Genomic DNA, 22,678 nt, shown 5'->3' with positions numbered 1-22,678 from the left:
ACGTAATTAAGCGCACTGAAAGTCTTTAATCAATGTTGGCTTTTTAGAGAAGAAAAGTTTGCTAAACAAGGATTTGTATTCCCAGCCAAGAGACAGCAGTCTTTTTGCTAGGTTCTTGTTTTCAATGATGGCAACTTCAACACCTTGATAGTGATACGGGTTGTTTCTTACGTAGTTGATAAACGCGGTTAAAACCCCTTGGCCACGTACCGAAGGATCAAAGTTGATCGACACAATGGAAAAGCGCTGACTCCCCACAGGACAACGGACAAAGCAGTAACCCAACGGGTGAGTAATGGTTTCTGAAAACTCAGGGAAAGGGCGAGATTCAAAGTCCTTAGATAACTCATCGTATTGCTTACAGAGGTAATGAAAGAGTTGTTTCGCGTCGTTGTTCATAATGGTGTTGCTTTGTATTACTGGATTTCACGGTAATTTTAACCACAGCTTGCACCACAAAATGCGGTGAACTTTTTCCAGATTGATTTCCTCTTTTTGAAAGTTATGTAATTTCAAATGAAGATTTATGATTTCTATATGGAATAGAAAAAGCAGAACTTGCTACTCTGAAATTGAAAGAGTTAGAAAGTAAAATAGTAAGAAGAGACAGTAATAGATAGAAGCAAAGGCCACGGATTGATGGAACCAAATATGACGAACGGTACGGCACCCATTCTTTATTCTTTGCACAATTGCCCCTACGCGATTCGTGCAAGATTTGCGTTGCTCAAAGCCCAGCAATGCGTGCTTATTCGTTCTATCAAGCTCGATAACAAGCCATCAGAAATGCTAGAGGTATCGCCGAAGGGCAGTGTGCCAGTATTAGTGATTCCCAAACGTCCTCACATGGGTAATAAAGAACAAAAACAGGTGCTTGAAGAAAGCTTAGACATTATGATTTGGGCGCTTTCTGAATGTGACCCGAATGATCTTTTGGATAGCGATCATCCAGAAGCATTGCCTAAAATGCTCGAAGTGATTGGAGAGTTTGAATCGCACTTTGTACTCGCGATGAACGCCTTTGGTTGTGCGAAGCGTTACCATGAAGATAATGCAGATGAACTGCGTAAAGAGTGTGAAAGGGAGCTCTTCAAGCTTGAGTCTCTTTTAACACAGCATTCCTTTTTGTTTTCGGAACGAGAAAGCTTGGTCGATATCGCAATTCTGCCTTTCATACGTAAGTACGCCCGCATCGATAAACAGTGGTTTAGACAAAGCCCTTACCCAAACTTAAAAGCGTGGCTGAATGGTTATATTCAAAGTCCTCAGTTCTCCAAAGTGATGAAAAACTATGACTTGTGGTTGGACACTCGGGAGGAGCAATACTTTGGTAATTAAGCGCTGTTTCTAAGGTTATTTGGGCGGTATCATCGAGCGCATCTTCACATTTGCAATATTAGCTTACTGCCTCATCCATTGACGATCACATCTACGACGCGCATCCTTTTAAGTTCACTCAGGGCCAAGGCTCTTATTTCGCAAACAACTCGAAAGCTGCGTTTAGTGCGCAGTGCTTGAACTTAAAAGGTAGCGCGTATGAACAAGATTGTTATGTTGGTGATGGGGCTGCTTTTTACCAGTCGGTTGTTTGCAAGTATTGTCCCTCACGCAAGCCAACTTGAACACGATGCGCCCATTCTTCTTCGTTCTGTGTTGCTTGTCGGTGTTGCAGGCTTCCTGATCTGGAAAGTGGTTCAGTACTTTCAGAAAAGCAAATCCTCAGAGTAACGCGCTGCTACTAGACTTTATCTGCACGTCCAAACAAATAAAAAGTGGTAATTGAAATCACAGCCCTTAGAATGCGCAAACTAAAAGTTAATAACTGATGTAGAGTGATTTTATGCTTCGTGATTACACATTCGATTGTCTTGTGACTATGCCACGCCATGAACTGGAAGAGTTTAGTGCTCGCATGATCAGTAAAATGGTGCCAGAAGATGTGATGAACGAACTGTTTACCTTCGACCAAGAAGAAGTAGACAGTGAAGACCGCATGTTGTCAGCGCGCCTAGATGCGATGTTACGTATGACCGCAATCGCACTAAGTGAAATTCAGCAAGCGTTTGATGATTCGGACAACGCGAAGCAAAACAGCGAACGTATGACGCGTCTTGTGCTTTGGCACTTCTACGCAATTTCATTCCGTCTAGAAGAAGCCATCACGCTTGAAACACACTGTGAGCAAGTAGAAAAACTACTTCAAAACACACCGACAGACGTATTCGCATGGGTGAAGACGCTAACAGAGCTTCTACACACGTACGCGGAAATCAACGCGAAGGAAAACCCAGAAGGCTAAGTCCTACGGGGGATATAAGATACAGCATGAAAGGCGAGCCAATTGGTTCGCCTTTTTCGTTTTGATCCGAGATGATTGTTACGTGTTTTTAGCTCAAAGTGACGGCAATAGAACCCCCAAGTTGTGAACTAATGCAATGCATTAACGTTGTGCTCGATAAGGAAAGCCGTCACCATAAAAAACAAACCATAGGAGCTAGAACGAGAGGAGTATGGCCAAAATCTATTTTGTTTGTGGTTTTATCGGTTCGGGTAAGACGACGTATTCAAAAGCGCTGGCAGAAAAGCATTCAGCGTTTCGTTTCTCCATCGATGAATGGATGATCCCTTTGTATGGAGAGCACATGGAACGTGACGTTTTCGATAGTCGTTTAGCGACACTCCAGGCGCTATTTAAAGACTCAGCACAACAGCTGTTCTCCCTTGATGTCCCAGTAATATTTGATTTCGGTTTTTGGCGCAAAACAGATAGAGAAGCCTTTGTCGATTGGGCGTCGAGCCTTGAAGTGGACAGTGAAGTGCATTATCTCGATGTACCTTTCGAAATCTGTAAGCAAAGAGCATTGGCACGTAACGCGGAACTGGGTGGGAATTCATATCACATGTCGCCAGAAATGTTGGATTTGTTTTGGTCTTGGTTTGAGGTTCCAACATCAAATGAAAATGTACTTTGGGTTAAATAAACAAACTCATCCCAAATCGTCACTCCATGTTTTCCATCGACATATCCGTTTACTCGGTCAGCCTTTCTCGTATCTCGTATCTCGTATCTCGTATCTCGTATCTCGTATCTCGTATCCCGCCCAAATAACCACATATACTACGGGGTAGTATTATATACTGGAGGGGAGTATAGTTTTTAAAAAACATAACTCACTGGGAAGTGTCACTGTATGAAAGACGTAAAGGGTGTTTTTCGTAACCTAGAAAAAATGCTGCAAAACGCGAATTGGTTTGAAGATGGTTGGGAAATTTACAACCGAGGAGAGTACCTGCAGCTGTATAAGCAAAACTGGTTCAACGAAAACCAAGGTGGTGTGCATTTCGAAACGTATATCGAAGGGCCACAAGTGAAGCAAAAAGCCTTTCCGATTTGTATGCATGCGGAAGAAGACTGTCCATCTCAAGCTGAATTTGTACGTCAATTCAAAGAGCTAGAAGGGAGCCGTATTGCTGGTTGGAAAGGGTATAAGACATTGGATAACAGCTATGGCATTTGCCAGCGAACCCTGCCGCTCAACTTTAAAAACCTAGAACAACGTTTGTTTGAAGAATTCAACTGACTGCGTGCGCTAGAAGCAAGCATCGACAAAGTGCTGGATAGGTTATAAATGAAAAAGCAGAAAAGCCCTTGTATTGATGTATGTGATTTTTCCCATAGCAGAGGGTGGTGCGCTGGGTGCGGAAGAACGCGAGAAGAATGTAAGGCTTGGAAGTCGATGAAGCCTTACGCCATCAATGCTCTCAAAAAAGATCTGCAAAAGAGAATGTCTCAAATGAAAGCTCAGTAAAACTGGGCTTTATTTAATGTATGAGTCGATAACTTTAATCACCACGTCCATATCCGCTTCTCGTTGTTCTTTATCTTCCTCTAGAACAAGGTGCTCATGTAGATGGCCTTTGATTACCTCTTTCATCAAACCGTTTACCGCACCTCGAATCGCGGCGATCTGCTGCAACACGTCCTGGCATTCTTGCTCTTCATCTAACATCTTTTTAAGACCGTTGACCTGACCTTGTATCTTGCTGACTCGGGCCGTTAGCTTTTTCTTATCTTTGGCTGTATGTGACATAGCATCTGTACTCAATGTAATTGGCAGGAGAGAGGAGTTAGTCGGTAATGTAGCACCGAATTTATACTGGGGGGTAGTGTTTATACTAACGGGGGTATATTTGCGATGAATTGTTTTAAAACAAAGCCCGCTAGTTTCAGCGGGCTATATGGAAGGTTACTCTAGGTGCTTAAATTGCAACGCAACAAGGCGCTGATAGAGTTCACAACTTTGCATTAACGACTGATGGTTGCCAAGGTCAATCAACTCGCCGCCGTCTAACACCGCAATTTTATCGGCGTGCTGGATGGTTGAAAGACGGTGAGCAATGATCAGTGTGGTACGGTCTTTCATCAATGCTTCAAGTGCTTGTTGAACATGATGTTCACTTTCACTGTCCAGCGCGCTGGTGGCCTCATCAAGCAAAAGGATTTTTGGATCTTTCAGAATCGCACGAGCAATCGCGATACGTTGTTTTTGACCGCCAGATAATCTCACGCCACGCTCACCCAAAAAGCTATGGTAACCGTCTGGTAGCTTCTCAATAAACTCATGCGCGTGGGCTTTCTTCGCCGCCTCAATGACTTGTTCGTCAGTAGCGTCTGGATTGCCGTAGCGAATGTTGTGGAACACGTCGTGACTAAACAAAGCGGGTTGCTGTGGAACCAATGCCATTTGACGGCGAAGATCATTTGGATCGAACTGTCGAATGTCTTCTCCACCAAATAATACTTTGCCTTGTTGTGGGTCGTAGAAGCGTTGTAGCAATTCGAATAAGGTCGTTTTACCAGCACCAGAAGGGCCAACTAAAGCCAACACCTTACCTTTCTCGGCGGTCAGGTTTAAACCTTTGATAGCGGGTTGGTCGGGGCGAGAAGGGTAGTTGAAGTTCACTGAATCAAACATCACTTCCGCTGGCATATCATCGGTAATAGGAAGGTGATTGTTTGGTGCGCTGATGTCACTTTCTACTTGAAGGATCTCAATCAGCCTTTCTGTTGCACCGGCGGCTCTTTGTAGTTCCCCCATGACTTCGGAAATCGTTGCCATAGAAGACGCAACCATGATGGCGTAGAACACAAATGCCGCTAGATCGCCAGCGGACATTTTGCCGTGAATCACATCACTGCCACCAACCCAAAGCATGCCAGCAATGGCGCTGAACACGATAACGATAACGCCAGAAATCAGAATTGCGCGCTGTTTTACTCGCTGTCTCCCAACTTCGTAGGCTTTTTCTACCTCGACAGCAAACGCCGCGCGTTCATGTTGCTCTGAGCTAAAGCTTTGAACCGTTTTGATGTGCTCAATCGCTTCGCCTGCATAGCTGCCGACATCGGCCATGGTGTCTTGGCTTTGGCGTGATAGGGCACGTACTCGTCTTCCATAAACCAAAATAGGAACCAGTACGAACGGCACAGAAGCCAGCACAATCAAAGTGAGCTTAAAGTTGGTTGCGAACAACATGATGATCGCACCAATACACATAAGCGCGCTGCGCATCGCCATAGAAAACGACGACCCAATAATGCTTTGCAGCAGCGTCGTATCTGTCGTGAGGCGAGACATAATATCGCCGCTACTATTGGTCTCAAAATAACTAGGATGCAGCGTAATCACATGGTTAAACACCGCAAGACGAATGTCTGCGCTGACGCGTTCGCCAACAGAAGAAACCAGATAGAAACGGAAGAACGTCCCCACCGCGATACACAGCGTCACACCGACGATAAATTGAATCGCATTGGTGAGTTCTTGCAGCGATTGCTGAGCAAAGCCTTGGTCTATAAGAATGCGCACGCCGTAGCCGACAGATAGCGTTAGGCTAGCCGTTGCGATAAGGGCAACTAAGGCAGCAGCAACGCGCCATTTATAAGGTGAAACGAAGGTGTTGAGTTTAAGAAGAATGCCGAGATTTTTATTATTTTTACTGCTCATGAGTGGCTCACAAAGCGTTATAGGTACTTGGCATAGTAAGCGACTTTGGTACGTGAAACCAGTGGTGAGTCTGTTTCGATAACAGAGTGATCCCTCTGCCAAGGCATTCAGCTCGATGGAACCTAATTTCTCACTTTTGTTATTGGCATATGCTAATTACAGGGCATAAAGTGAATGCCTCAAAATAGATAAAGGAATTCACCATGTCAGTCGCTCACCAAGTCTAACGCTTCTTTTCTTTGTTCTCTTTACTCATTCTGTTTTGTTCCACAGACAATCTCAAACTCAGAGGTCTTTATGTCTATTCACGCTCCTAGAAACCACCAACATTGCGCAGTCTGTTGCCAGCCGTTTTTCAACGCGCACGATACGATTCAATTTACGGCAATGCCGAGTGGTGGCGTGCAAGGACAAATCGTGCCGACAGAAAAGGTTCAAGGCTATCAAGGCGTAATACAAGGCGGTGCCATCAGTGCGCTTCACGATACTGCTATGACACACTGTCTTTTCGCCCAAGATATCTGCGCAATGACGGCTAAGCTGGAGGTGCGCTTTATCAAACCTATCCCTCTCAATAGTTCAATCCGAGTGGAAGCGCATTGCATCAAGAGTAAGCGAGGCATGTATTTGCTAGAAAGCGAAATCTATGTTGGTGAGCAGTGCTACTCAAAGGCTGAAGCCAAGTTTATGCAGCAGGCTGTTGAGGTCTAATATTGCTTACTTTTTGAGTACAGCAGTGAGCCACGAGAAGAGTTTAAAAGGAAAGGTTGTTACGGAAGGGAAAGGGAAGTGAGTCAACCTATTTGGTCAACTCACATTCTTTGCTATTGGCGTAGTGAGTAAAGAACCTAAACAGCGATGCAGTTAATCCACATACGCCACGGTGCTTGGTTCTTTATAAATACAGTCTACTTTTGTCACACTGCCACTCGAGTCTTGATATTGAGCATAGACGACCCATAGGCCATTGGTTCGCGCGCCCATTACCGTAACCCGAGTATTTTCACCATAAGTTGTATTGTCCGTGCCAGATCCTCTACCAAAAGAGACTTGGAACTCCTTCTGGACAGCACGTTGTACTTCCATGCCGTTAAAGTCCCCCTTTGGCTGAACATGCAAAAACTCAAGCCCGCCTCCTTTTCCTTTACGGATTGCAAAGGTACAACCGGTCAATTGAGTGGTTACCAAGTAGTCAGCAGCATCATAATGGGTGACTTTAGAAATGGAGTCGGGTTTAAGTTGTTCAAAAGGAGAAACGGGGATATGAATACATTGAAGTGCTTTCGCGTTTTTAACTAACGATTTTGGACCAAGGCGGAAACGCATCTCCTTCATCTTTACCCCCTGATTTATCCCAAAAGCGGTATCGCCATGGCTATACAAGTAAAACCTCATAGCACCTTTCGATTGGCCCGCGCTGGTAATGGATAGTGGGAAGCGAAGTAAAAACTCCTCTAAATCTCGGTCTAAAACCTGAACAGCCTGATCTAACGTTTGTGGCATAACACAGTCCTTTGTTGTTATTTATAGAATGTATGGAATCTTATTGATTATAGTTCACAGGCATAAGCATATATGAACATATAGAATCCAATGAAATTTCTTCTTCTTTCATCACGAGAACATGATATTGCTCGGAAGTAAGCACTGGTTATGTTGATGAAGTCGTCCGCTAACACAAAGACAATGTCGTTTCGCCATTTAATAAACATAAAGGTGAACCAAACCGTTCACCTTCATCGTTTCATTGCTTAGCGCTTTGACCTAAATCGAGCATCAAACTCAGTTAGTACCTCAACTTTGGGGTTTGTGGGCCGTTTTTATCTGTTCGAAAAGCTCTTCTGCCTCCGCAGTTAATAAAGAGTAGGTACGTATGTCGCCGCGTCTTTGCGCTTGCATCGCTTGTTCAAGCAGCATTGAGTGGCGTTTTTTGAGTTTCTTGACGGAATTGTTTTTGAAGAAAGAAAACATAAATAAATCCTTTACTTAGAACCTCCCTTTATTACGCGTTTAGTCTGCTTTTGGTTCAAACCATCAGCACCGCATTATTGTTTTGTCACGTCTTTCTGTTGTTCAATCTGCCGCCAAAGATGACGGTTTTCGACTCATTGATGAGAGGGCTCTTGGGACAATTTTGACTCACTTTGCCATACAAAAACTTATCTGAATTCATGTGGCTAATTGTTTGTTATTTATATCGCCATTTCACATATGAACTACAGGGCATTATTGGCGAAATGAGGAGCGATCTTTTTTGAGTCAATAGTAAATAACGGTCAGGTCATGAAAATAAAGGCTTCAAAGATGAAGGATGTGATGTTGTAAGAGTATTTCAAAATGTTTCCTTTGTTACACCTTGTAACATTGGTGCGTTGTCGGTATGGTTCGTCCCCTCAAAAAATAGACTTTTACGCTCAACTTAAAGGAAGAACTATAATGATTTCTAATGATGCGGTAATCATGGGCATGCTCGCTGTCATACTCGGCGCTATCTTTATCACGGAAAGCAGCCAAAACAGCGCACTAAAAAGATTCTATTCGATCATTCCGGGTCTTTTACTCTGTTACTTCGTTCCTTCATTGCTAAACAGTTTCGGTATCATTGATGCGTCGAACTCTAAACTGTACTTCGTAGCAAGCCGCTACCTACTGCCAGCAGCGTTGGTGCTTTTGATCATTTCTGCTGATCTGCGCAAAATCATTGGTCTTGGCCCGAAAGCGGTCATCATGTTCTTGACCGGTACGGCAGGGATTATCATCGGTGGTCCTCTGGCGATCCTGATTATCGACCAAGTTTCTCCGGATCTCGTTTCTGGTGATGTATGGCGCGGCCTAACCACGGTTGCTGGTTCTTGGATCGGTGGCGGTGCAAACCAAGCCGCAATGAAAGAAGTCTTCGAGGTGAACGACGAACTGTTCTCGGCAATGATTACGGTTGACGTTATTTGTGCCAACGTTTGGATGGCAATCTTATTGATTATGGTTGGCCGTCAGAAGAAGGTAGACGCATGGCTTAAAGCGGATACATCGTCTATCGAAGAGCTAAAAGAAACCGTTTCTAAGTACCAAGAAGAAAACGATCGTCCAACCACAACAACCGATCTCGTTAAAATTGCTTCAATTGCGTTTGGTCTAACCGGTCTTGCGCATTACTTTGCCGATATGATTGCGCCGTGGATTTCGACTAACGCTCCAGAACTGGCGAAATACAGCCTGACTTCGGGGTTCTTCTGGCTAATCGTATTGGTAACAACATTTGCGCTGGTTGCTTCTTGCTTTAAATCAACACGCAGTCTTGAGCACGGTGGGGCATCCAAAGTAGGTTCAACCTTCATCTACATCCTTGTTGCAACAATTGGTATGCAGATGGACGTAACGGCAATCTTCGACAACCCAGGTTACTTCTTTATCGGCATCGTTTGGTTAACCATCCATGCTGTATTAATGATTGCCGTTGCGAAACTGATTCGTGCGCCACTGTTCTTTATGGCGGTAGGTAGCCAAGCGAACGTTGGTGGTGCTGCATCTGCGCCTGTTGTTGCGGCAGCATTCCACCCAGCACTAGCGCCAGTTGGTATTCTAATGGCCGTTCTTGGCTATGCATTAGGTACATACGGCGCATACATCAGTGGTCTACTAATGCAGTTGGCTGCAGGTCAATAATTTAACCTCGCAATTCAACCTAACGATACCCAAAGAAAAGTCCGGCATAGGAGCAACCATGCCGGACTTTTTGTATCTAGTTTGCTTGGATTAATTAGTAATGGTATCGGCGATTTAGCGATATTTATTTGCGTCGGTTATAGAAATAAACCTTTGAGGCATAAGCAGAAAATGCATCGCGAAAATGCAGTTTACGCCTCCGTTTTAACAAGTTACATTGTTGAAACTTTGATTCAAAGGACAGAACAATGAGTGCCCACCTAAAACAGCTTTGTCATACCCATCTCCCTGGTAATAAAGAAGATTCTCCAGCCGAACACTTTGCGAAAATGGCAAAGTGGTGCGAAGAAAACAACGTCAATCACGATGTCTACGGCGATGGAGAAACGATTCAAGCGTTCGAGCAAAAGGTTGCCGATCTGCTGGGTTACGAGGCCGGGCTTTTTGTTGTAACAGGGACGATGACGCAGCCAACAGTGCTTGAAATTGTCACAAGACAAAAGCGCAATCCTATTGTCGCTATGCACGCATCTAGCCATATTCCGGTGCATGAAAAACAAGGCTATCAGCTTCAACATCGCTTTGGTATTTTGCCAGTAGGGAACCCGTATCAAACATGGAAGCTTGAAGACCTTACAGCGTGGCCGGATGAAATCGCAGCCGTTCTTTATGAACTCCCGATGCGTGAAATTGGCGGTCAGCTACCTTCATGGCAAGAACTGGAAGAAATCAAAGCGTACTGCGCCGAAAATGACATTCATCTTCACATGGATGGCGCAAGACTGTGGGAAACTGCAGCTTGCTATCAGAAAGAATACTGCGAAATCGCCGCTGGTTTTGATACGACCTATGTTTCACTTTACAAAGGCATCAACGGCATGGGTGGATCCATGCTACTTGGCTCAAAGGCGTTCATTGAACTGGCTTCAATGTGGATGAAGCGACAAGGTGGCAACCTGTATCATAAAACACCTTATGTGGTGTCTGCGGCCATGCAGTTTGATGAAAGGTTGTCACAAATGCCGGCTCTGTTTGAGCGAACAAAACAGATCTACAAGATCATTGAAGAGTTCCCATCTTTGGCGGTGAGACCAACCCAGCCACAAGCAAACATGTTGCACCTTATCCTGCCATTTAGCTGCGAAGAGCTGAAAGAACTCCAACACACGTTTGCCACGGAAAAGGGCATTTGGTTTGGTAACCCGCAAGTCACGGCACATCCAAATCAATCCATTGTTGAATGGTATGTTGGCGACTACCTTCTCAATCTTGGTGATGATGAATTAAGGTCATTTTTCAATCAGTTACTCGGTAATAACGCATAAACTTATCAATATGCGAGCTTACTAACACGCCATACGTGACACTTCATGTATTCTTAATTGAAGCGAAGAAGAGGATTTATCAATGTCAAAAAGCTCCAAGCTTCACAATGAAGACAAACTGGTTAAGAAGGCACTAGAGATTGGTGGGAAGATGGCGAAGCTACAAGGTTTTGACCTTCCTCAGTCACCACAACCTCTAAGAGTAAAAGCGATTTACCTATTCTTGGTCGATGCAAAACAGATAACGCCACTACCTGAAAGCAAGCTAGACGGCGCAAGCATCAAACACCGACTGGCAGTCTGGATACACAGTGCATTGCCAGATAACGACCCTCTAAAGTAGAAAACCTCAATAAGTCACATAGGTCACTAATTAACAAGGCGAGCCAAATGGTTCGCCTTGTTTGACCTTGGCAAGTGCACCAAGGTCTTTTAGTGTGGCGGTATCATTGATTTACAAAACAGAATCAAAAGGACTAAAGATAAATCCTGAGAAGCGCTACAATGCACGCGTTGCGAGAGTGCAACCAAGATTACTCATTTACAGAAGCCTTGAAGTAACCATACATGTCTAAAGATTTCGAATTCACTACAGAATACATACTCGACAAACCTTTCTTTGCTGAGTGTTATGATCAAACTAGCCAGCCAACGAAGTTCCCACAAGCATACCTAAAAGGGATGCTGTTTCTTATCTTTGGTGTGGTCTTATTGGAGTTTGAACTGCTACCTAACGGTTATGTCGGTTGGTTTTTTATCGTATTGAGTGTGATTGAAGCGTGCAGTGTTTACTTCAAAAGAACTTGGTGGCTGTGGCGTCAAACCATTAGCTCAAGCCGTGGCAGCAAAGTGGTTTTTGATGTGAATGCAGAGGGTGTGCGCTACAAAAGCGGCAAAGTTGACCGCAGTCTCGCTTGGAATGAAATCGACCAACTCGAACAAACCGATTTGGGCTTTATCCTTCATCTTGGTAAACAACGCCAATACATCAGCAAATCTTGTTTAAACGAAGAAGTCATCGCGTTTATGGTAGAGCAGCACGCGGCATCAAAAGCGAGCTAACAAATCCTATGATTAAAAGAGGCGAGCCCAGTGGTTCGCCTTTTTTGATCTTGGTTTTGAATAGTGAGATTGTTAGCTTTTGCCTAATAATAATTTAGCTATTCATCATCTAGTTCTAACTCATCTTATCTATATCATTTATTCCATAGACGCAGAGTGCGTAACTTATTGGAAAAGCACCTTGAAAAGTCCAGGGTGTAGATAGGACAGTTATTATGACGACAGCAACAAAAACAGGCCCAATGACAAACAGTGTCGGGCTGACTCTTCTTGCGGGTTTACCTCTTTTCACTCTTCTGCCACTTGGCTTAGACATCTTCTTACCTGCGGTATATCAAATCGGAGAATTCTTCTCTGACCAAGGTGTGCCTTCAATGGCAATCAGCATCTACATGTTGTTCTGGGGGCTTGGCCAATTGTTCTGGGGCGGTATGGCTGACACCATAGGCAAAAAGAACATTGCGCTGATTGGTCTCGCTTTGTTTGCTTTCAGTTCTTTTATGATTTCGACCATTGATAGCGACCAAGCAATGCAGTTCTTGGCGTTTCGTGCGCTACAAAGCTTTGCTGGCAGCGCGTGCTTTACCGCGATCTACGCTCTGATCCGCATGCGATTTGAAGGCGAGCACTTGAATAAAGCCTACAGCTACCTGAATGGTATTCTTGCGTTTGTTCCGGTTAGTGCTCCGCTTGCTGGTGCGTACATTGTCGAGACAAACTCTTGGTTCACGCTGTTCACAATCATGTCTGTACTTGGTGTCGTAAGCATTGTTTGGATTTTCCTGACTCTGCCAAATGACAAAAAAGAGCAGCAATCATTGGTAGCAGAAGCATCGAACGTAACGAACACTAGCTTTATTCGTCGTTATGCCGACGTAGTTGTGAATACGCGCTTTAAGACATTCCTATTCTTTGCGCTGGTGGCTCAGAGCTTGTTTATCTACCTACTGACCGTTGCGCCAATGTACCTCATGGGCAAACTTGAAGTATCACAAGTCGCGTTTGGTCAAATGTTTATGGCAATCGCAATTGTCTTCATGCTTGGTAGCTTCTTATCGCCAGCCATTAACGCACGCTTAAGCATTAAATCTTTAATCGCACTTTCACTCGGATTGATTGTGACGGGCGGCGTACTCATGTTTGTTATGAGCGGCATTCAAGCTTGGTATTCGCTCATTGGTCCTATGGTGATTATTGCTATAGGTTGCACCATGCTTCTGTGCAGCTGTCCGGCAAATGCACTGGCAGATTTCAAAGAAAACGCAGGTGTGGCAAGCGGTTTATACACAGCGACAACATTCGGTGCTGGTGCGCTAATCTCAGCCTTGTTTACTCATGTGATTGATAGCACTGACCTTAGCCAAGTATCTCTGGTTTACGCGTTGTTCGCACTGTTTGCATTGGCGGTATTCTCAATAAATAAAACCGTGAAAGCATGAGTCTCTGAGCCAAATCCAGCAGAGTTCAGAGTCACTAGCAATAAAGTACAAAAAACAAAGCAGGATTCTTCAATCTATTGCGACTCACACTAAGTAATCTAGACCTGATCGAAGTACAGATTACACAAAGTAAGAGAGAAAATTATGCTCATCGTTACAGTAACAGGCAAAGTAAAACCTCAATTCAAATCGCTTTTCATCGAGCACATGGCGGAGCTGGCAAAAGTGGTTCGTACTGAAGATGGCTGCATTACCTATCAACAAAACATCAGTGCAGACGACGAAAATACGCTATTCCTTTATGAAGAATGGCAGTCAGAGCAACAACTACAGGCGCATCTGGCCACAGCGCACATGACAGAGCATTTTGAGCTCGCTCGACCATGGTTTGATTCGGTAGAGATGAAAACCTTCGAAGCAACTGAAACCCAAGCTTAAGAAGATAGAGAACTGACGAGGAACTCGACATGAAAAACACAACCCAGCGAGTCGCGATTGTTACTGGCGCAAACCGTGGCCTCGGTAAAGAAGTGAGTCGTCAATTGGCAGAGCAAGGCGACATCGTCATTGTTACGGCTCGTCAGTTGAGCAGCGCACAGCAAACGGTGGAAGAGTTGGGTTTGGACAACTTATTAGCGGCGCAACTTGATATTACTAACCAAGAGAGCGTTGACCAATTGGTTGAGTTTGTTGAGCAACGTTTTTTTACTGTCGATGTGTTAATCAACAATGCCGCCATTCACTATGACACTTGGCAAAACGTTGTAAACGCAGACCTCAATACCGTTCAAGAAGCGATGGATACCAATGTTTATGGCGCATGGCGGATGACACAAGCCTTCTTACCTTTGCTTCAAAACAGCCAACAAGCTCGAATCGTTAACGTCAGCAGTGGTGCGGGTGCGATGAAGAACCAGACTGGCAGCACTCCTGCATACAGTATGTCGAAGATCGCCCTTAACTCATTAACCTTAATGCTGGCTAATCAACTCAAAAGCAGTGGAATTCTTGTTAACGCTGTCTGTCCGGGTTGGGTCGCGACAGACATGGGTGGAAGCGGTGGTCGACCTGTAGAGCAGGGGGCTAGTGGCATAACTTGGGCTGCAAATTTGCCAGCAAATGGACCAACTGGTGGTTTCTTCCGAGATGGTGAAGAAATCGAATTCTAGTCGTTAATGGGTATAAGCTTTAATCAAGGTTACGGCTTCTCTGACGCATGGAAGCTGATAAAACAAGAAACAATAATAGTGGGTAATATGAAAAAGTTAATTGTCATTTTCTCGTTGGCAGCCGTTGCCATCACAACGGCATTTCAAGCGTTTTGCGCAGATACCATTCACCTTGCTGCTTACAATGGCAATGAAGCTCAAGTGATTGAATTATTGAAAACCAATCCCGATCCGGATGAGAGAGATTCTTACGGCGGCACCGCACTGCATGCCGCGATGTTCCAAGACAATACGCGAATTGTCGAACTGCTGATTGAAGCAGGCTATGACGTTAACGCCGTAGGCCCTAGAAACGGATACACACCACTGCATGATGCGGTATGGGCTAACAACCTTCCGGCACTAAAAATCTTGGTTGCCAATGGTGGTGATATCACGATTAAAGGGAAAGACGGTAATACGCCACTTGAAAAGGCAATCGCCGAAGACAAACCAGAAATCGTCGCTTACTTGCAAAGCCTTAAATAGGGAATAGGTGTCCACAATGCAATATCAAAAGGCGGATTACAATAAACTGATTCAGCAGTATGCGGAACACAAGTTTACCAAGAATGACATTAAGAGCTTTGTGTACCGCGTTTTCTCAATGTATGAGCGTGCAACTGTAGGAAAGGTGCGAGTGCCAGCAGAAGCATTTGCCGATCTCGTTGATGAAAATATCCAAGTCGACTTTCCCGATTACAAAATCCATTCTCGCCAAGAGTTTATGGAATGGCACCATTGGATACATGGCTTGTTGCTGTCTGACGACCACGATATCGAGAGTATTGATGTTTCTTACCTAGGCGAAGGTAAATATGTCGCTGAATTTGATGTCCGTTGGCGCGGCGATTTTAAGGATGGTTTGTTTACTGACCTAACCGTAGCCCAACGTTGGGTGATGTACGAATCAGAACAGTTTGTTCACCCAGTGATTGAGAACTACGTCGCGGTGCTTAAGAGCAATAACCTGACTGGCGATTAAGGGAGGTAGGAAGCAACTCTCGTTATTAGCTTAGGTTTAACACCTTAAACGTCTCAGTCCTAACTCAGTTACCTCATGCACTACTAAGAAGGCGAACCACGCGGTTCGCCTTTTTCGATCTTGAAGCTTGGTGTTTAGTGGGTTACTCAAATTCAGATTCAAAAGCTGAACCACTACACTCGGTGTTTTTTCTGGGTGATTCCAGCGAGCCTAGGCGAGACTAGGAATCTCAGAAAGCACGCTAGGGGAGTTAATATTTAAACTGAACCGAACGAAAAATGATGAGTAAGTTCTGTTTATGCTCCTAAAGAAATGGAATAACAACGTTCGGTCTTTAGTCCATTTTTGGCGTACTTAAAGTTACTCATTCTTTTCGCGTTGTTCGCTGTTAATCCCCGTGATGTATTACGAGACAAATTCCACCATATCTCAAAGGTCTGATGAAATTATGTTTAGATTGAAATAAGCAATTAGAATATATGCAATTTATTTATCTTATTGAAACTATAAAGTTTATCTATTGAGGTGAGTGAGAAGAAACGGCACAATGTTCTGATAAAAAATGCAAGTAGCAGAACAGCAAACGTTAGTTTCACAATTAAATTTGAGAGAAACAATTGAGTAATGACAATCAACTTATAGTACGGCTATCGAGGGTCTACACACCAATTTCGTAAAAGACAATATTTTGTCTGTTGGATGCATAATCACCAAGATTTAGTTGCATAAAGTTAGAACAGTCGATAAAGCAATACTTTTTGCTTTAGAGCTTAGTTCCAATCTGACTGGTATTAAACTGAGCTATTTTGGGTCGAGAACTGATGAACCTATCAATCGAATGCTAGGTGTACCGCCTTTGTTACTTAAAGAGATTAAGGTCAAATTCAAAGGCGAGAAAACAAGCTCTGGAAGAGTGTTACAGGCCGATATATAAGTAAAAGTAACAATCTGTTTAATAGGAATTCGCAACGTGCGGCGTTTTTACTGTGCGTTGGTTTTAGCGATTAAAGGGGTATGCGGCGACTTTGGTATTCTGCTGCTCACTCCTTTACGGACGTTATATTTACGAAGCAAAAGGAGAGTCCAGATGGGGTTTTTAGATAATGTAGGAAAAGTGTTAGGTATTGTTGCGGATACTGCGGGAAAAGTCGCAGAAAGAGAGCGCAAGAAACAAAGCGCTATTAACCGAGGAAGAATGAGGAAAACAGACCAAATTAAGGGGTCTTCCTCTAACATTCCGCAAGAACCAGGAATGTATCGCCACGTTAATAAACAGACGGGTGAGATTGATTATGTTGGTCAAACTGACAATTTGAGAGTTCGTCAACAACAGCATGCCCGAGATGGAAAACTAAACACATCTACACACGACGTTCATTATTCTGTCGCAAGGAATTCAGCTACTAAAGACGATTTATGTGAAACAGAAAAAGACCATATCAAAAGAAATAAACCATCTGGAAACAAAACCAAAGGCGGTAATGGGAAAAGGTAAAATATAACAAACGCTTCAAGACTAATTCGAAACGCGTAGTATATTTTTCATGCATTGACTTTAGCGGCTAAATGGGAGTGGGTAGCGTCAGTATTGAGTTGCTCACTCCTCAATAGGGTGTTGAGCGATTTTAATTTTACATTCGGAGGTGGCTTTAATGAAAGAAAGAAAAGCTAGTCTAAAGATAGGGGCGAGGTTAACTCTATTTCTAGTGTCCTACATGCCTTTGTTTGTAATTATGGTTTTTGGTCAGTTTTATAAATATAGCAACTACCTTAATTGGGGAGGGTTCAATTGGGATTCATTGTATGTTTTTATAAAATACTTTGGAGCTGCGACTATACTAATAATGCTATCTTTATATGGCTCTATAGGTCTGAAGGTATTGCTGACAAACATTGAACGTCGAGCTAAAGTCAATGGTAATTTAGTTAATATCGATGATATAGAAAACAAAAATAGTGATTCAATATCATATTTGTTTACATATATTATACCTTTTGTATTCCAAGATTTATCAAGTTTGATAAATGTTGTTTCTGTAACTATTTTATTAGTCGTTACCTTTTTAATTTATTCAAACTCTTCAATGTTACTGATAAACCCAACAATAAGCATGAGGTATTCACTTTATATGATTGAATACACTGACTCTGATGAAGGTAAGAAGAAAAAAGGAATGATTATTTCAAGGAATAAGTACCTTGAAGAAGATGACCAAGTGAAAATAAAAAAGATCGGTCATAAGTTATTTTTTGCAGTTGATATAGGAGGCAATGATGCCAGCTAAAAAGAAAATAAATGATATCTTAGATATTATTGGTGATCAGAACGTAACGTTCAGGTTGTTCTTTATCACTCGACATATTAAAGATGGCGTCAAAAAGTCAACAAAAGTCATAGATAAGTTCCAATTCAAAGCAAATAGCATAGACATGTCTCCCGATGTTAGCTCTTTTTTCTCAAAAAATGCGCGAACTCAACTTAAAAAGTTGACCGAGAAGGAAGGATATGAACTTGAATCATACAATGTCATTACAGATGATCTGGGGGATAAGCTTTATACCTACGCACTAAATAACACTCTATCATTTTCTGATGTTGTGTTTAATCAATTGCTTAAAAATAAGGTTGGTGCAATTGCCTCATTAAAGGATGTGAAAAGTGACCTTTGGGCATATTGTTTACAAATCAATACTGTAAACGATGCAGCCTATCTGTTTCGTAAAATGAGTTCAGGAAAAGTAACCACTGACGAAGCTCAAACGAAAATGGAAAAATTATCATCCTGGTTCGATTCAACTGACTCCGAATTGAAAACTGTCAACAGTGAGACCGTCAGTTTTGATGACAAAATAGATTGCATATACTTTAAGTCGGAATTCCTAGTTTTAAGAAAGTCTGGATTTGAACAAATAGTAGGTTTGGAAGAAGAGTTCAAAAATGTTGCTAACGATGTTATTTCTGTTATTGAGTCAACCAACCTAGTAGAAGGTTTAGAACATATTAAGGTCAACCTAAGCAAAAGTAGAGCGTTGCTCAAAACTTTGGCAAATATTGGCAAAAAAGGAAATCACTCTGGTTTCAATAAAGAAGAAATTGAAAAGATGAAAAATGCTCTGAAGCTCTTTGAAGGTAAAGAGCTCAAATTCTCATCAGAAGGGAAGTTAGTATTAGAGAACAGTATAGACGTTGGCTACTTTGTTAAACTTCTAAATGACTATTATAAAGTGGGTGTCATTACCGGGAAGTATTATGGAACAAATAGCGGTAATGTGATCGAACCTGCATAAAATTGCTTAACTAAATGTTTAAGTTTGAATCGCTACTCGTTTCATTTTTGAGATGTGTTGCGTTTAGTGTTTAAGGTTGTATGCGGCGGCTACGGTATTGCGTTGCTCACATCTTAATGTAATAGCGTTGGAAAAATGGCATTTGTAATAGCAAATACAGCAACTAAAAATCAGGTGCTTTACGCATTTGAACCCAATATTTCAGTGGACAATGTAGTTTTTAAGACTGTCCGACTTGAGCACGTGGAGTATGATCACGCTGGTCACATATTGGTTGACTCGAAAACCCTTAACGAATTTGAAGCTTTGGGTGTTCCAATATTTGAAAAAAAATCATCGGCTAAACAGTTTTTAGTAGGTCTAAATTTAGTGGGTAAGGCAAAGTATGTTGGTATCCGCTATAAACGCGCTTTTGAACATCAGCACACATATCTAAACTCATTCTCAAGTTGGACAGAACTTAACCGCTAAACTTGAGTTTCGCTATAGCAAAGCGTTTAACAGTTATCCACAACGCATGGCATTTTTACAACGTGTTGACTCAAGCGTTAAGGGTATCCCGCGGCGGTATTGGTATTATGTTACTCACCCTTTAACAGGGAATTTTAGTGAAAATGGGCTTTGCCGAGAGTGTCTCCAATTGCGACTCTCAAATACCAAGAGATAAGTACCTCGTTATAACTAATAAAGCACCTGATCAGCGATTGTCCAAAACTAAGTTTGACAGGTCTAACCCAAAAACAAAGGCGAACCAATCGGTTCGCCTTTTTCTATTTAGATTCTACAAAAATTAATCTTCGTAGTTATCGATGCTTGGGCACGAGCAGATTAGGTTACGGTCGCCGTATACGTTATCTACACGGTTTACTGTTGGCCAGTACTTCCAAGATTTGGTTGCTTTAGAAGGGAAGCAGCCAAGTTCACGAGAGTAAGGGCGATCCCATTCATCTTTCGCTAGGTCAACTTGAGTGTGTGGCGCGTTAACAAGTGGGTTGTTATCTAGCGGCCATTCACCGTTCTTAACCTTCGTCATCTCTTCACGGATTGCGATCATCGCATCACAGAAGCGGTCTAGCTCTTCTAGGTCTTCCGATTCTGTTGGCTCAACCATTAGCGTGCCAGCTACAGGGAACGACATAGTTGGTGCGTGGAAACCGTAGTCCATTAGACGCTTCGCGATGTCTTCTTCGCTGATGCCTGTTTCTTCTTTTAGTGGACGAATGTCGATAATACATTCGTGCGCTACACGGCCGTTTGAGCCACGGTAAAGAACAGGGTAGTGAGGGCGCAGTTGCTCCATCACGTAGTTCGCGTTCAGAATCGCTACTTTCGTTGCGTCTGTTAGGCCGGCTTCGCCCATCATTGCGATGTAAGCCCAAGAGATAGGCAGGATAGACGCGCTACCCATATCCGCTGCGGATACTGCGAAGTTTTCGCCGTCTGCGCCGTTTTCAATGTGACCCGGTAGGAAAGGCGCTAGGTGCGATTTCACACCGATAGGACCCATACCCGGACCGCCACCACCGTGTGGGATACAGAAGGTTTTGTGTAGGTTTAGGTGAGAAACGTCAGAGCCAATAAAGCCCGGCGTTGTTAGACCAACCTGTGCGTTCATGTTTGCGCCGTCTAGGTAAACCTGACCGCCTGCTGCATGAACCATTTCACATACTTCTTTCACTTGCTCTTCGTATACGCCGTGCGTAGAAGGGTAAGTGATCATGATGCTTGATAGGTTGTCTTTGTGCTTCTCGATTTTCGCTGCTAGGTCGTCGATGTCGATGTTACCTTCTTCATCACACTTAACCACAACCACTTTCATTGACACCATAGACGCTGTGGCAGGGTTAGTACCGTGCGCAGAGCTTGGGATCAAACATACGTTGCGGTGACCTTCGCCACGGCTTTCGTGGTAGCGTTGAATCGCGATAAGACCTGCGTACTCACCCGATGCACCAGAGTTTGGTTGTAGTGAGAATGCGTCGTAGCCTGTGATTTCACATAGCTTCTCTTTAAGATCTTTTGCTAGCGCTGCGTAACCGGCTGCTTGTTCTGCTGGTGCGAACGGGTGGATCGAACCAAACTCAGGCCATGTTACTGGAATCATCTCTGCTGCTGCGTTCAGCTTCATCGTACAGCTGCCCAGTGGGATCATGCCGTGCGTTAGCGAGAAGTCTTTATTCTCTAGCTGTTTTAGGTAACGCATCATCTGTGTTTCGCTGTGGTGCGTGTTAAACACAGGGTGCGTTAGGTATTCTGTTGTGCGGCGCAGTGCTTCTGGAATCGCAGCAAACTCGTTGCCTGCAATTTCCGTTGATAGTGCTGCCACTTCTTCTTTCACACCGAATACTGCAAATAGGGCTTCTACGTCTGCCACTGTTGTGGTTTCGTCGAAGCTTACACCTAGCTGAGTACCCAACTTACGTAGGTTGATGTCTGCGGCTAGTGCTTTCGCGTATAGGTCTTCAGTTTGAGCACCAGTATTGATGGTAATGGTGTCGAAGAAGCTGTTGTGAGCAAGCTCGAAGCCGCCTTTCGTTAGGCCGGCAGCTAGGATGGTTGTCATGTGGTGCGTACGACGAGCAATCGTGCGTAGACCTTCCGCGCCGTGGTAAACCGCGTAGAAAGACGCCATGTTCGCTAGTAGAGCTTGAGCGGTACAGATGTTTGATGTCGCTTTTTCACGACGGATGTGCTGCTCACGGGTTTGCATTGCCATGCGAAGAGCTTGGTTGCCGTTGGTATCGATAGAAACACCGATAACACGACCTGGCATGGTACGCTTGTGCTTGTCACGCGTTGCCATGAAGGCTGCGTGTGGACCGCCGTAACCCATAGGAACGCCGAAACGTTGTGCTGAGCCGATTGCAACGTCTGCGCCCATTTCACCTGCAGGTTTCAGTAGGGCAGAAGCCAATAGGTCAGTCGCTACGGTTACTAGCGTTTTGTTCGCTTGCGCTTTTGCGATGATGTCCGTTAGGTCACGAACTTCACCCGTTGTGCCTGGGTATTGAACTAGCGCGCCGAATACGTCTTGCTCTGGTAGTGATTCTAGAGAACCAACTAGGACTTCAAAGCCGATGAATTTCGCACGAGTTTTTACTACTTCGATGGTTTGTGGGTGAACGTCGTCAGCAACGAAGAATACGTTACTCTTGCTCTTACCCGCACGCTTACAAAGTGTCATCGCTTCTGCGGCTGCCGTTGCTTCATCGAGCAAGGACGCGTTCGCGATTTCCATACCAGTAAGATCCATCACCATTTGTTGGTAGTTTAGAAGTGCTTCTAGACGACCTTGTGAGATCTCTGGTTGGTAAGGGGTGTAAGCGGTGTACCAGCCCGGGTTTTCCATCACGTTACGTAGAATTACGTTTGGCGTGAAGGTGTTGTAGTAACCCTGACCAATGAATGTACGTTTAACTTGGTTTTGATCGGCGAACTTACGCATTGCTGCCAGCATGTCTGCTTCGCTTTTCGCTTCTGCCAAGCTCATTGGCTGCTCTAGGCGGATTTGTGCTGGTACGGTTTCGTCGATAAGCGAATCTAGGCTAACTGCGTTGATCGCTTCCAACATTTTCTGTTGGTCAGATTTGTTTGGTCCGTTGTGGCGAGCAACGAACTCGTTTTGTGTGCTGAGGCTTTGAAGTAATTCAGTCATTGTCCTTTACCTACTCCTTGGCTCGGGTAACGGATTTGCGTTACT

The 22,678-nt window shown here is 43.8% G+C and carries 26 protein-coding genes; 20 read left to right on the top strand and 6 right to left on the bottom strand.

Annotation, left to right across the window (positions count from 1 at the left end):
- Positions 1–6: 6 nt before the first annotated feature.
- A complete protein-coding gene (locus tag ACLIIY_RS25825; RefSeq protein ID WP_039839449.1) occupies positions 7–399 on the bottom strand; it encodes a hypothetical protein in 393 nt (130 codons plus the stop codon).
- A 252-nt stretch (positions 400–651) separates the two neighbouring features.
- Here ACLIIY_RS25825 and ACLIIY_RS25820 point away from each other — a divergent pair, with 252 nt between their 5' ends.
- From ACLIIY_RS25820 to ACLIIY_RS25795, 6 genes are all read left to right on the top strand, one after another.
- Positions 652–1,338: a glutathione S-transferase gene (locus ACLIIY_RS25820; protein ID WP_434528795.1), complete on the top strand. Its 687-nt coding sequence runs from the start codon at positions 652–654 to the stop codon at positions 1,336–1,338.
- A 198-nt stretch (positions 1,339–1,536) separates the two neighbouring features.
- Positions 1,537–1,728, top strand: a complete 192-nt coding sequence (locus ACLIIY_RS25815; protein WP_009704524.1) for a hypothetical protein — start codon at positions 1,537–1,539, stop codon at positions 1,726–1,728.
- Between the two features lie 112 nt (positions 1,729–1,840).
- Positions 1,841–2,299, top strand: a complete 459-nt coding sequence (locus tag ACLIIY_RS25810; protein WP_009704523.1) for a hypothetical protein — start codon at positions 1,841–1,843, stop codon at positions 2,297–2,299.
- Between the two features lie 211 nt (positions 2,300–2,510).
- Positions 2,511–2,981: an AAA family ATPase gene (locus ACLIIY_RS25805; protein ID WP_199481393.1), complete on the top strand. Its 471-nt coding sequence runs from the start codon at positions 2,511–2,513 to the stop codon at positions 2,979–2,981.
- Between the two features lie 210 nt (positions 2,982–3,191).
- Positions 3,192–3,581 (top strand): hypothetical protein, encoded by a 390-nt coding sequence (locus tag ACLIIY_RS25800; RefSeq protein ID WP_434528794.1) that lies wholly within the window; start codon positions 3,192–3,194, stop codon positions 3,579–3,581.
- A gap of 48 nt (positions 3,582–3,629) precedes the next feature.
- Positions 3,630–3,809, top strand: a complete 180-nt coding sequence (locus tag ACLIIY_RS25795) for a DUF1289 domain-containing protein (RefSeq protein WP_434528793.1) — start codon at positions 3,630–3,632, stop codon at positions 3,807–3,809.
- 9 nt (positions 3,810–3,818) lie between these two features.
- Here ACLIIY_RS25795 and rcnR read toward each other — a convergent pair whose 3' ends face one another.
- Complete coding sequence (gene rcnR, locus ACLIIY_RS25790) at positions 3,819–4,091, bottom strand: Ni(II)/Co(II)-binding transcriptional repressor RcnR (protein WP_038878009.1); 273 nt, start codon at positions 4,089–4,091, stop codon at positions 3,819–3,821.
- Between the two features lie 156 nt (positions 4,092–4,247).
- The gene (locus ACLIIY_RS25785; RefSeq protein ID WP_434528792.1) at positions 4,248–6,008 is read right to left on the bottom strand and encodes an ABC transporter ATP-binding protein/permease; all 1,761 of its coding nucleotides are present in this window, start codon (positions 6,006–6,008) and stop codon (positions 4,248–4,250) included.
- A gap of 297 nt (positions 6,009–6,305) precedes the next feature.
- On the opposite strand from ACLIIY_RS25785, the gene ACLIIY_RS25780 reads away from it, so the two are divergent.
- A complete protein-coding gene (locus ACLIIY_RS25780) occupies positions 6,306–6,719 on the top strand; it encodes a PaaI family thioesterase (protein WP_434528791.1) in 414 nt (137 codons plus the stop codon).
- A 153-nt stretch (positions 6,720–6,872) separates the two neighbouring features.
- Here the strand turns inward: ACLIIY_RS25780 and ACLIIY_RS25775 are convergent, their stop codons facing one another.
- Together ACLIIY_RS25775 and ACLIIY_RS25770 are read right to left on the bottom strand one after the other, a co-directional pair.
- On the bottom strand, positions 6,873–7,511 hold the full coding sequence (locus ACLIIY_RS25775; protein WP_434528790.1) for a hypothetical protein: 639 nt from the start codon (positions 7,509–7,511) through the stop codon (positions 6,873–6,875).
- 291 nt (positions 7,512–7,802) lie between these two features.
- A complete protein-coding gene (locus ACLIIY_RS25770; protein ID WP_009704518.1) occupies positions 7,803–7,979 on the bottom strand; it encodes a DUF6435 family protein in 177 nt (58 codons plus the stop codon).
- Between the two features lie 465 nt (positions 7,980–8,444).
- On the opposite strand from ACLIIY_RS25770, the gene ACLIIY_RS25765 reads away from it, so the two are divergent.
- The 13 genes from ACLIIY_RS25765 to ACLIIY_RS25705 all read left to right on the top strand — a co-directional run bounded on the left by ACLIIY_RS25765 (position 8,445) and on the right by ACLIIY_RS25705 (position 19,449).
- The gene (locus tag ACLIIY_RS25765) at positions 8,445–9,671 is read left to right on the top strand and encodes a DUF819 domain-containing protein (RefSeq protein WP_009704516.1); all 1,227 of its coding nucleotides are present in this window, start codon (positions 8,445–8,447) and stop codon (positions 9,669–9,671) included.
- Between the two features lie 248 nt (positions 9,672–9,919).
- On the top strand, positions 9,920–10,996 hold the full coding sequence (locus ACLIIY_RS25760; RefSeq protein WP_434528789.1) for a threonine aldolase family protein: 1,077 nt from the start codon (positions 9,920–9,922) through the stop codon (positions 10,994–10,996).
- 82 nt (positions 10,997–11,078) lie between these two features.
- Positions 11,079–11,339 (top strand): DUF5062 family protein, encoded by a 261-nt coding sequence (locus tag ACLIIY_RS25755; protein WP_005376453.1) that lies wholly within the window; start codon positions 11,079–11,081, stop codon positions 11,337–11,339.
- 224 nt (positions 11,340–11,563) lie between these two features.
- The gene (locus ACLIIY_RS25750; RefSeq protein WP_434528788.1) at positions 11,564–12,058 is read left to right on the top strand and encodes a YcxB family protein; all 495 of its coding nucleotides are present in this window, start codon (positions 11,564–11,566) and stop codon (positions 12,056–12,058) included.
- A gap of 215 nt (positions 12,059–12,273) precedes the next feature.
- On the top strand, positions 12,274–13,497 hold the full coding sequence (locus ACLIIY_RS25745; RefSeq protein ID WP_434528787.1) for an MFS transporter: 1,224 nt from the start codon (positions 12,274–12,276) through the stop codon (positions 13,495–13,497).
- Between the two features lie 144 nt (positions 13,498–13,641).
- Positions 13,642–13,935, top strand: coding sequence for a putative quinol monooxygenase (locus tag ACLIIY_RS25740; RefSeq protein ID WP_434528786.1), 294 nt, complete (start codon positions 13,642–13,644; stop codon positions 13,933–13,935).
- 29 nt (positions 13,936–13,964) lie between these two features.
- Positions 13,965–14,666 (top strand): SDR family oxidoreductase, encoded by a 702-nt coding sequence (locus ACLIIY_RS25735; RefSeq protein ID WP_434528785.1) that lies wholly within the window; start codon positions 13,965–13,967, stop codon positions 14,664–14,666.
- 87 nt (positions 14,667–14,753) lie between these two features.
- Positions 14,754–15,194, top strand: coding sequence for an ankyrin repeat domain-containing protein (locus tag ACLIIY_RS25730; RefSeq protein WP_132697329.1), 441 nt, complete (start codon positions 14,754–14,756; stop codon positions 15,192–15,194).
- Between the two features lie 16 nt (positions 15,195–15,210).
- A complete protein-coding gene (locus ACLIIY_RS25725) occupies positions 15,211–15,690 on the top strand; it encodes a hypothetical protein (RefSeq protein ID WP_434528784.1) in 480 nt (159 codons plus the stop codon).
- A 1,087-nt stretch (positions 15,691–16,777) separates the two neighbouring features.
- Positions 16,778–17,185 carry a hypothetical protein gene (locus tag ACLIIY_RS25720; protein WP_434528783.1) on the top strand — a complete coding sequence of 136 codons (408 nt, stop codon included), beginning with the start codon at positions 16,778–16,780 and terminating at the stop codon, positions 17,183–17,185.
- A gap of 157 nt (positions 17,186–17,342) precedes the next feature.
- Complete coding sequence (locus ACLIIY_RS25715; protein ID WP_434528782.1) at positions 17,343–17,975, top strand: hypothetical protein; 633 nt, start codon at positions 17,343–17,345, stop codon at positions 17,973–17,975.
- Positions 17,962–18,978, top strand: a complete 1,017-nt coding sequence (locus ACLIIY_RS25710; RefSeq protein ID WP_434528781.1) for a Kiwa anti-phage protein KwaB-like domain-containing protein — start codon at positions 17,962–17,964, stop codon at positions 18,976–18,978. Before ACLIIY_RS25715 ends, ACLIIY_RS25710 begins: the two co-directional genes overlap by 14 nt.
- A gap of 135 nt (positions 18,979–19,113) precedes the next feature.
- Positions 19,114–19,449 (top strand): hypothetical protein, encoded by a 336-nt coding sequence (locus tag ACLIIY_RS25705; RefSeq protein ID WP_434528780.1) that lies wholly within the window; start codon positions 19,114–19,116, stop codon positions 19,447–19,449.
- Positions 19,450–19,768: 319 nt separating this feature from the next.
- Here the strand turns inward: ACLIIY_RS25705 and gcvP are convergent, their stop codons facing one another.
- Positions 19,769–22,633, bottom strand: coding sequence for an aminomethyl-transferring glycine dehydrogenase (gene gcvP / locus ACLIIY_RS25700; RefSeq protein WP_434528779.1), 2,865 nt, complete (start codon positions 22,631–22,633; stop codon positions 19,769–19,771).
- Positions 22,634–22,678 lie beyond the last annotated feature (45 nt).

It is taken from the genome of Vibrio sp. K4 (assembly GCF_051122595.1).
GTDB classification, from domain to species: Bacteria; Pseudomonadota; Gammaproteobacteria; order Enterobacterales; family Vibrionaceae; genus Vibrio; species Vibrio owensii.
This window is presented reverse-complemented; position numbering and strand designations above follow the sequence as displayed.

Bases quoted from the DNA above. Each gene is read 5' to 3' on its own strand.
- ACLIIY_RS25825 (WP_039839449.1), bottom strand. From the start codon at position 399: ATGAACAACGACGCGAAACAACTCTTTCATTACCTCTGTAAGCAATAC.
- ACLIIY_RS25820 (WP_434528795.1), top strand. From the start codon at position 652: ATGACGAACGGTACGGCACCCATTCTTTATTCTTTGCACAATTGCCCC.
- ACLIIY_RS25815 (WP_009704524.1), top strand. From the start codon at position 1,537: ATGAACAAGATTGTTATGTTGGTGATGGGGCTGCTTTTTACCAGTCGG.
- ACLIIY_RS25810 (WP_009704523.1), top strand. From the start codon at position 1,841: ATGCTTCGTGATTACACATTCGATTGTCTTGTGACTATGCCACGCCAT.
- ACLIIY_RS25805 (WP_199481393.1), top strand. From the start codon at position 2,511: ATGGCCAAAATCTATTTTGTTTGTGGTTTTATCGGTTCGGGTAAGACG.
- ACLIIY_RS25800 (WP_434528794.1), top strand. From the start codon at position 3,192: ATGAAAGACGTAAAGGGTGTTTTTCGTAACCTAGAAAAAATGCTGCAA.
- ACLIIY_RS25795 (WP_434528793.1), top strand. From the start codon at position 3,630: ATGAAAAAGCAGAAAAGCCCTTGTATTGATGTATGTGATTTTTCCCAT.
- rcnR (WP_038878009.1), bottom strand. From the start codon at position 4,091: ATGTCACATACAGCCAAAGATAAGAAAAAGCTAACGGCCCGAGTCAGC.
- ACLIIY_RS25785 (WP_434528792.1), bottom strand. From the start codon at position 6,008: ATGAGCAGTAAAAATAATAAAAATCTCGGCATTCTTCTTAAACTCAAC.
- ACLIIY_RS25780 (WP_434528791.1), top strand. From the start codon at position 6,306: ATGTCTATTCACGCTCCTAGAAACCACCAACATTGCGCAGTCTGTTGC.
- ACLIIY_RS25775 (WP_434528790.1), bottom strand. From the start codon at position 7,511: ATGCCACAAACGTTAGATCAGGCTGTTCAGGTTTTAGACCGAGATTTA.
- ACLIIY_RS25770 (WP_009704518.1), bottom strand. From the start codon at position 7,979: ATGTTTTCTTTCTTCAAAAACAATTCCGTCAAGAAACTCAAAAAACGC.
- ACLIIY_RS25765 (WP_009704516.1), top strand. From the start codon at position 8,445: ATGATTTCTAATGATGCGGTAATCATGGGCATGCTCGCTGTCATACTC.
- ACLIIY_RS25760 (WP_434528789.1), top strand. From the start codon at position 9,920: ATGAGTGCCCACCTAAAACAGCTTTGTCATACCCATCTCCCTGGTAAT.
- ACLIIY_RS25755 (WP_005376453.1), top strand. From the start codon at position 11,079: ATGTCAAAAAGCTCCAAGCTTCACAATGAAGACAAACTGGTTAAGAAG.
- ACLIIY_RS25750 (WP_434528788.1), top strand. From the start codon at position 11,564: ATGTCTAAAGATTTCGAATTCACTACAGAATACATACTCGACAAACCT.
- ACLIIY_RS25745 (WP_434528787.1), top strand. From the start codon at position 12,274: ATGACGACAGCAACAAAAACAGGCCCAATGACAAACAGTGTCGGGCTG.
- ACLIIY_RS25740 (WP_434528786.1), top strand. From the start codon at position 13,642: ATGCTCATCGTTACAGTAACAGGCAAAGTAAAACCTCAATTCAAATCG.
- ACLIIY_RS25735 (WP_434528785.1), top strand. From the start codon at position 13,965: ATGAAAAACACAACCCAGCGAGTCGCGATTGTTACTGGCGCAAACCGT.
- ACLIIY_RS25730 (WP_132697329.1), top strand. From the start codon at position 14,754: ATGAAAAAGTTAATTGTCATTTTCTCGTTGGCAGCCGTTGCCATCACA.
- ACLIIY_RS25725 (WP_434528784.1), top strand. From the start codon at position 15,211: ATGCAATATCAAAAGGCGGATTACAATAAACTGATTCAGCAGTATGCG.
- ACLIIY_RS25720 (WP_434528783.1), top strand. From the start codon at position 16,778: ATGGGGTTTTTAGATAATGTAGGAAAAGTGTTAGGTATTGTTGCGGAT.
- ACLIIY_RS25715 (WP_434528782.1), top strand. From the start codon at position 17,343: ATGAAAGAAAGAAAAGCTAGTCTAAAGATAGGGGCGAGGTTAACTCTA.
- ACLIIY_RS25710 (WP_434528781.1), top strand. From the start codon at position 17,962: ATGATGCCAGCTAAAAAGAAAATAAATGATATCTTAGATATTATTGGT.
- ACLIIY_RS25705 (WP_434528780.1), top strand. From the start codon at position 19,114: ATGGCATTTGTAATAGCAAATACAGCAACTAAAAATCAGGTGCTTTAC.
- gcvP (WP_434528779.1), bottom strand. From the start codon at position 22,633: ATGACTGAATTACTTCAAAGCCTCAGCACACAAAACGAGTTCGTTGCT.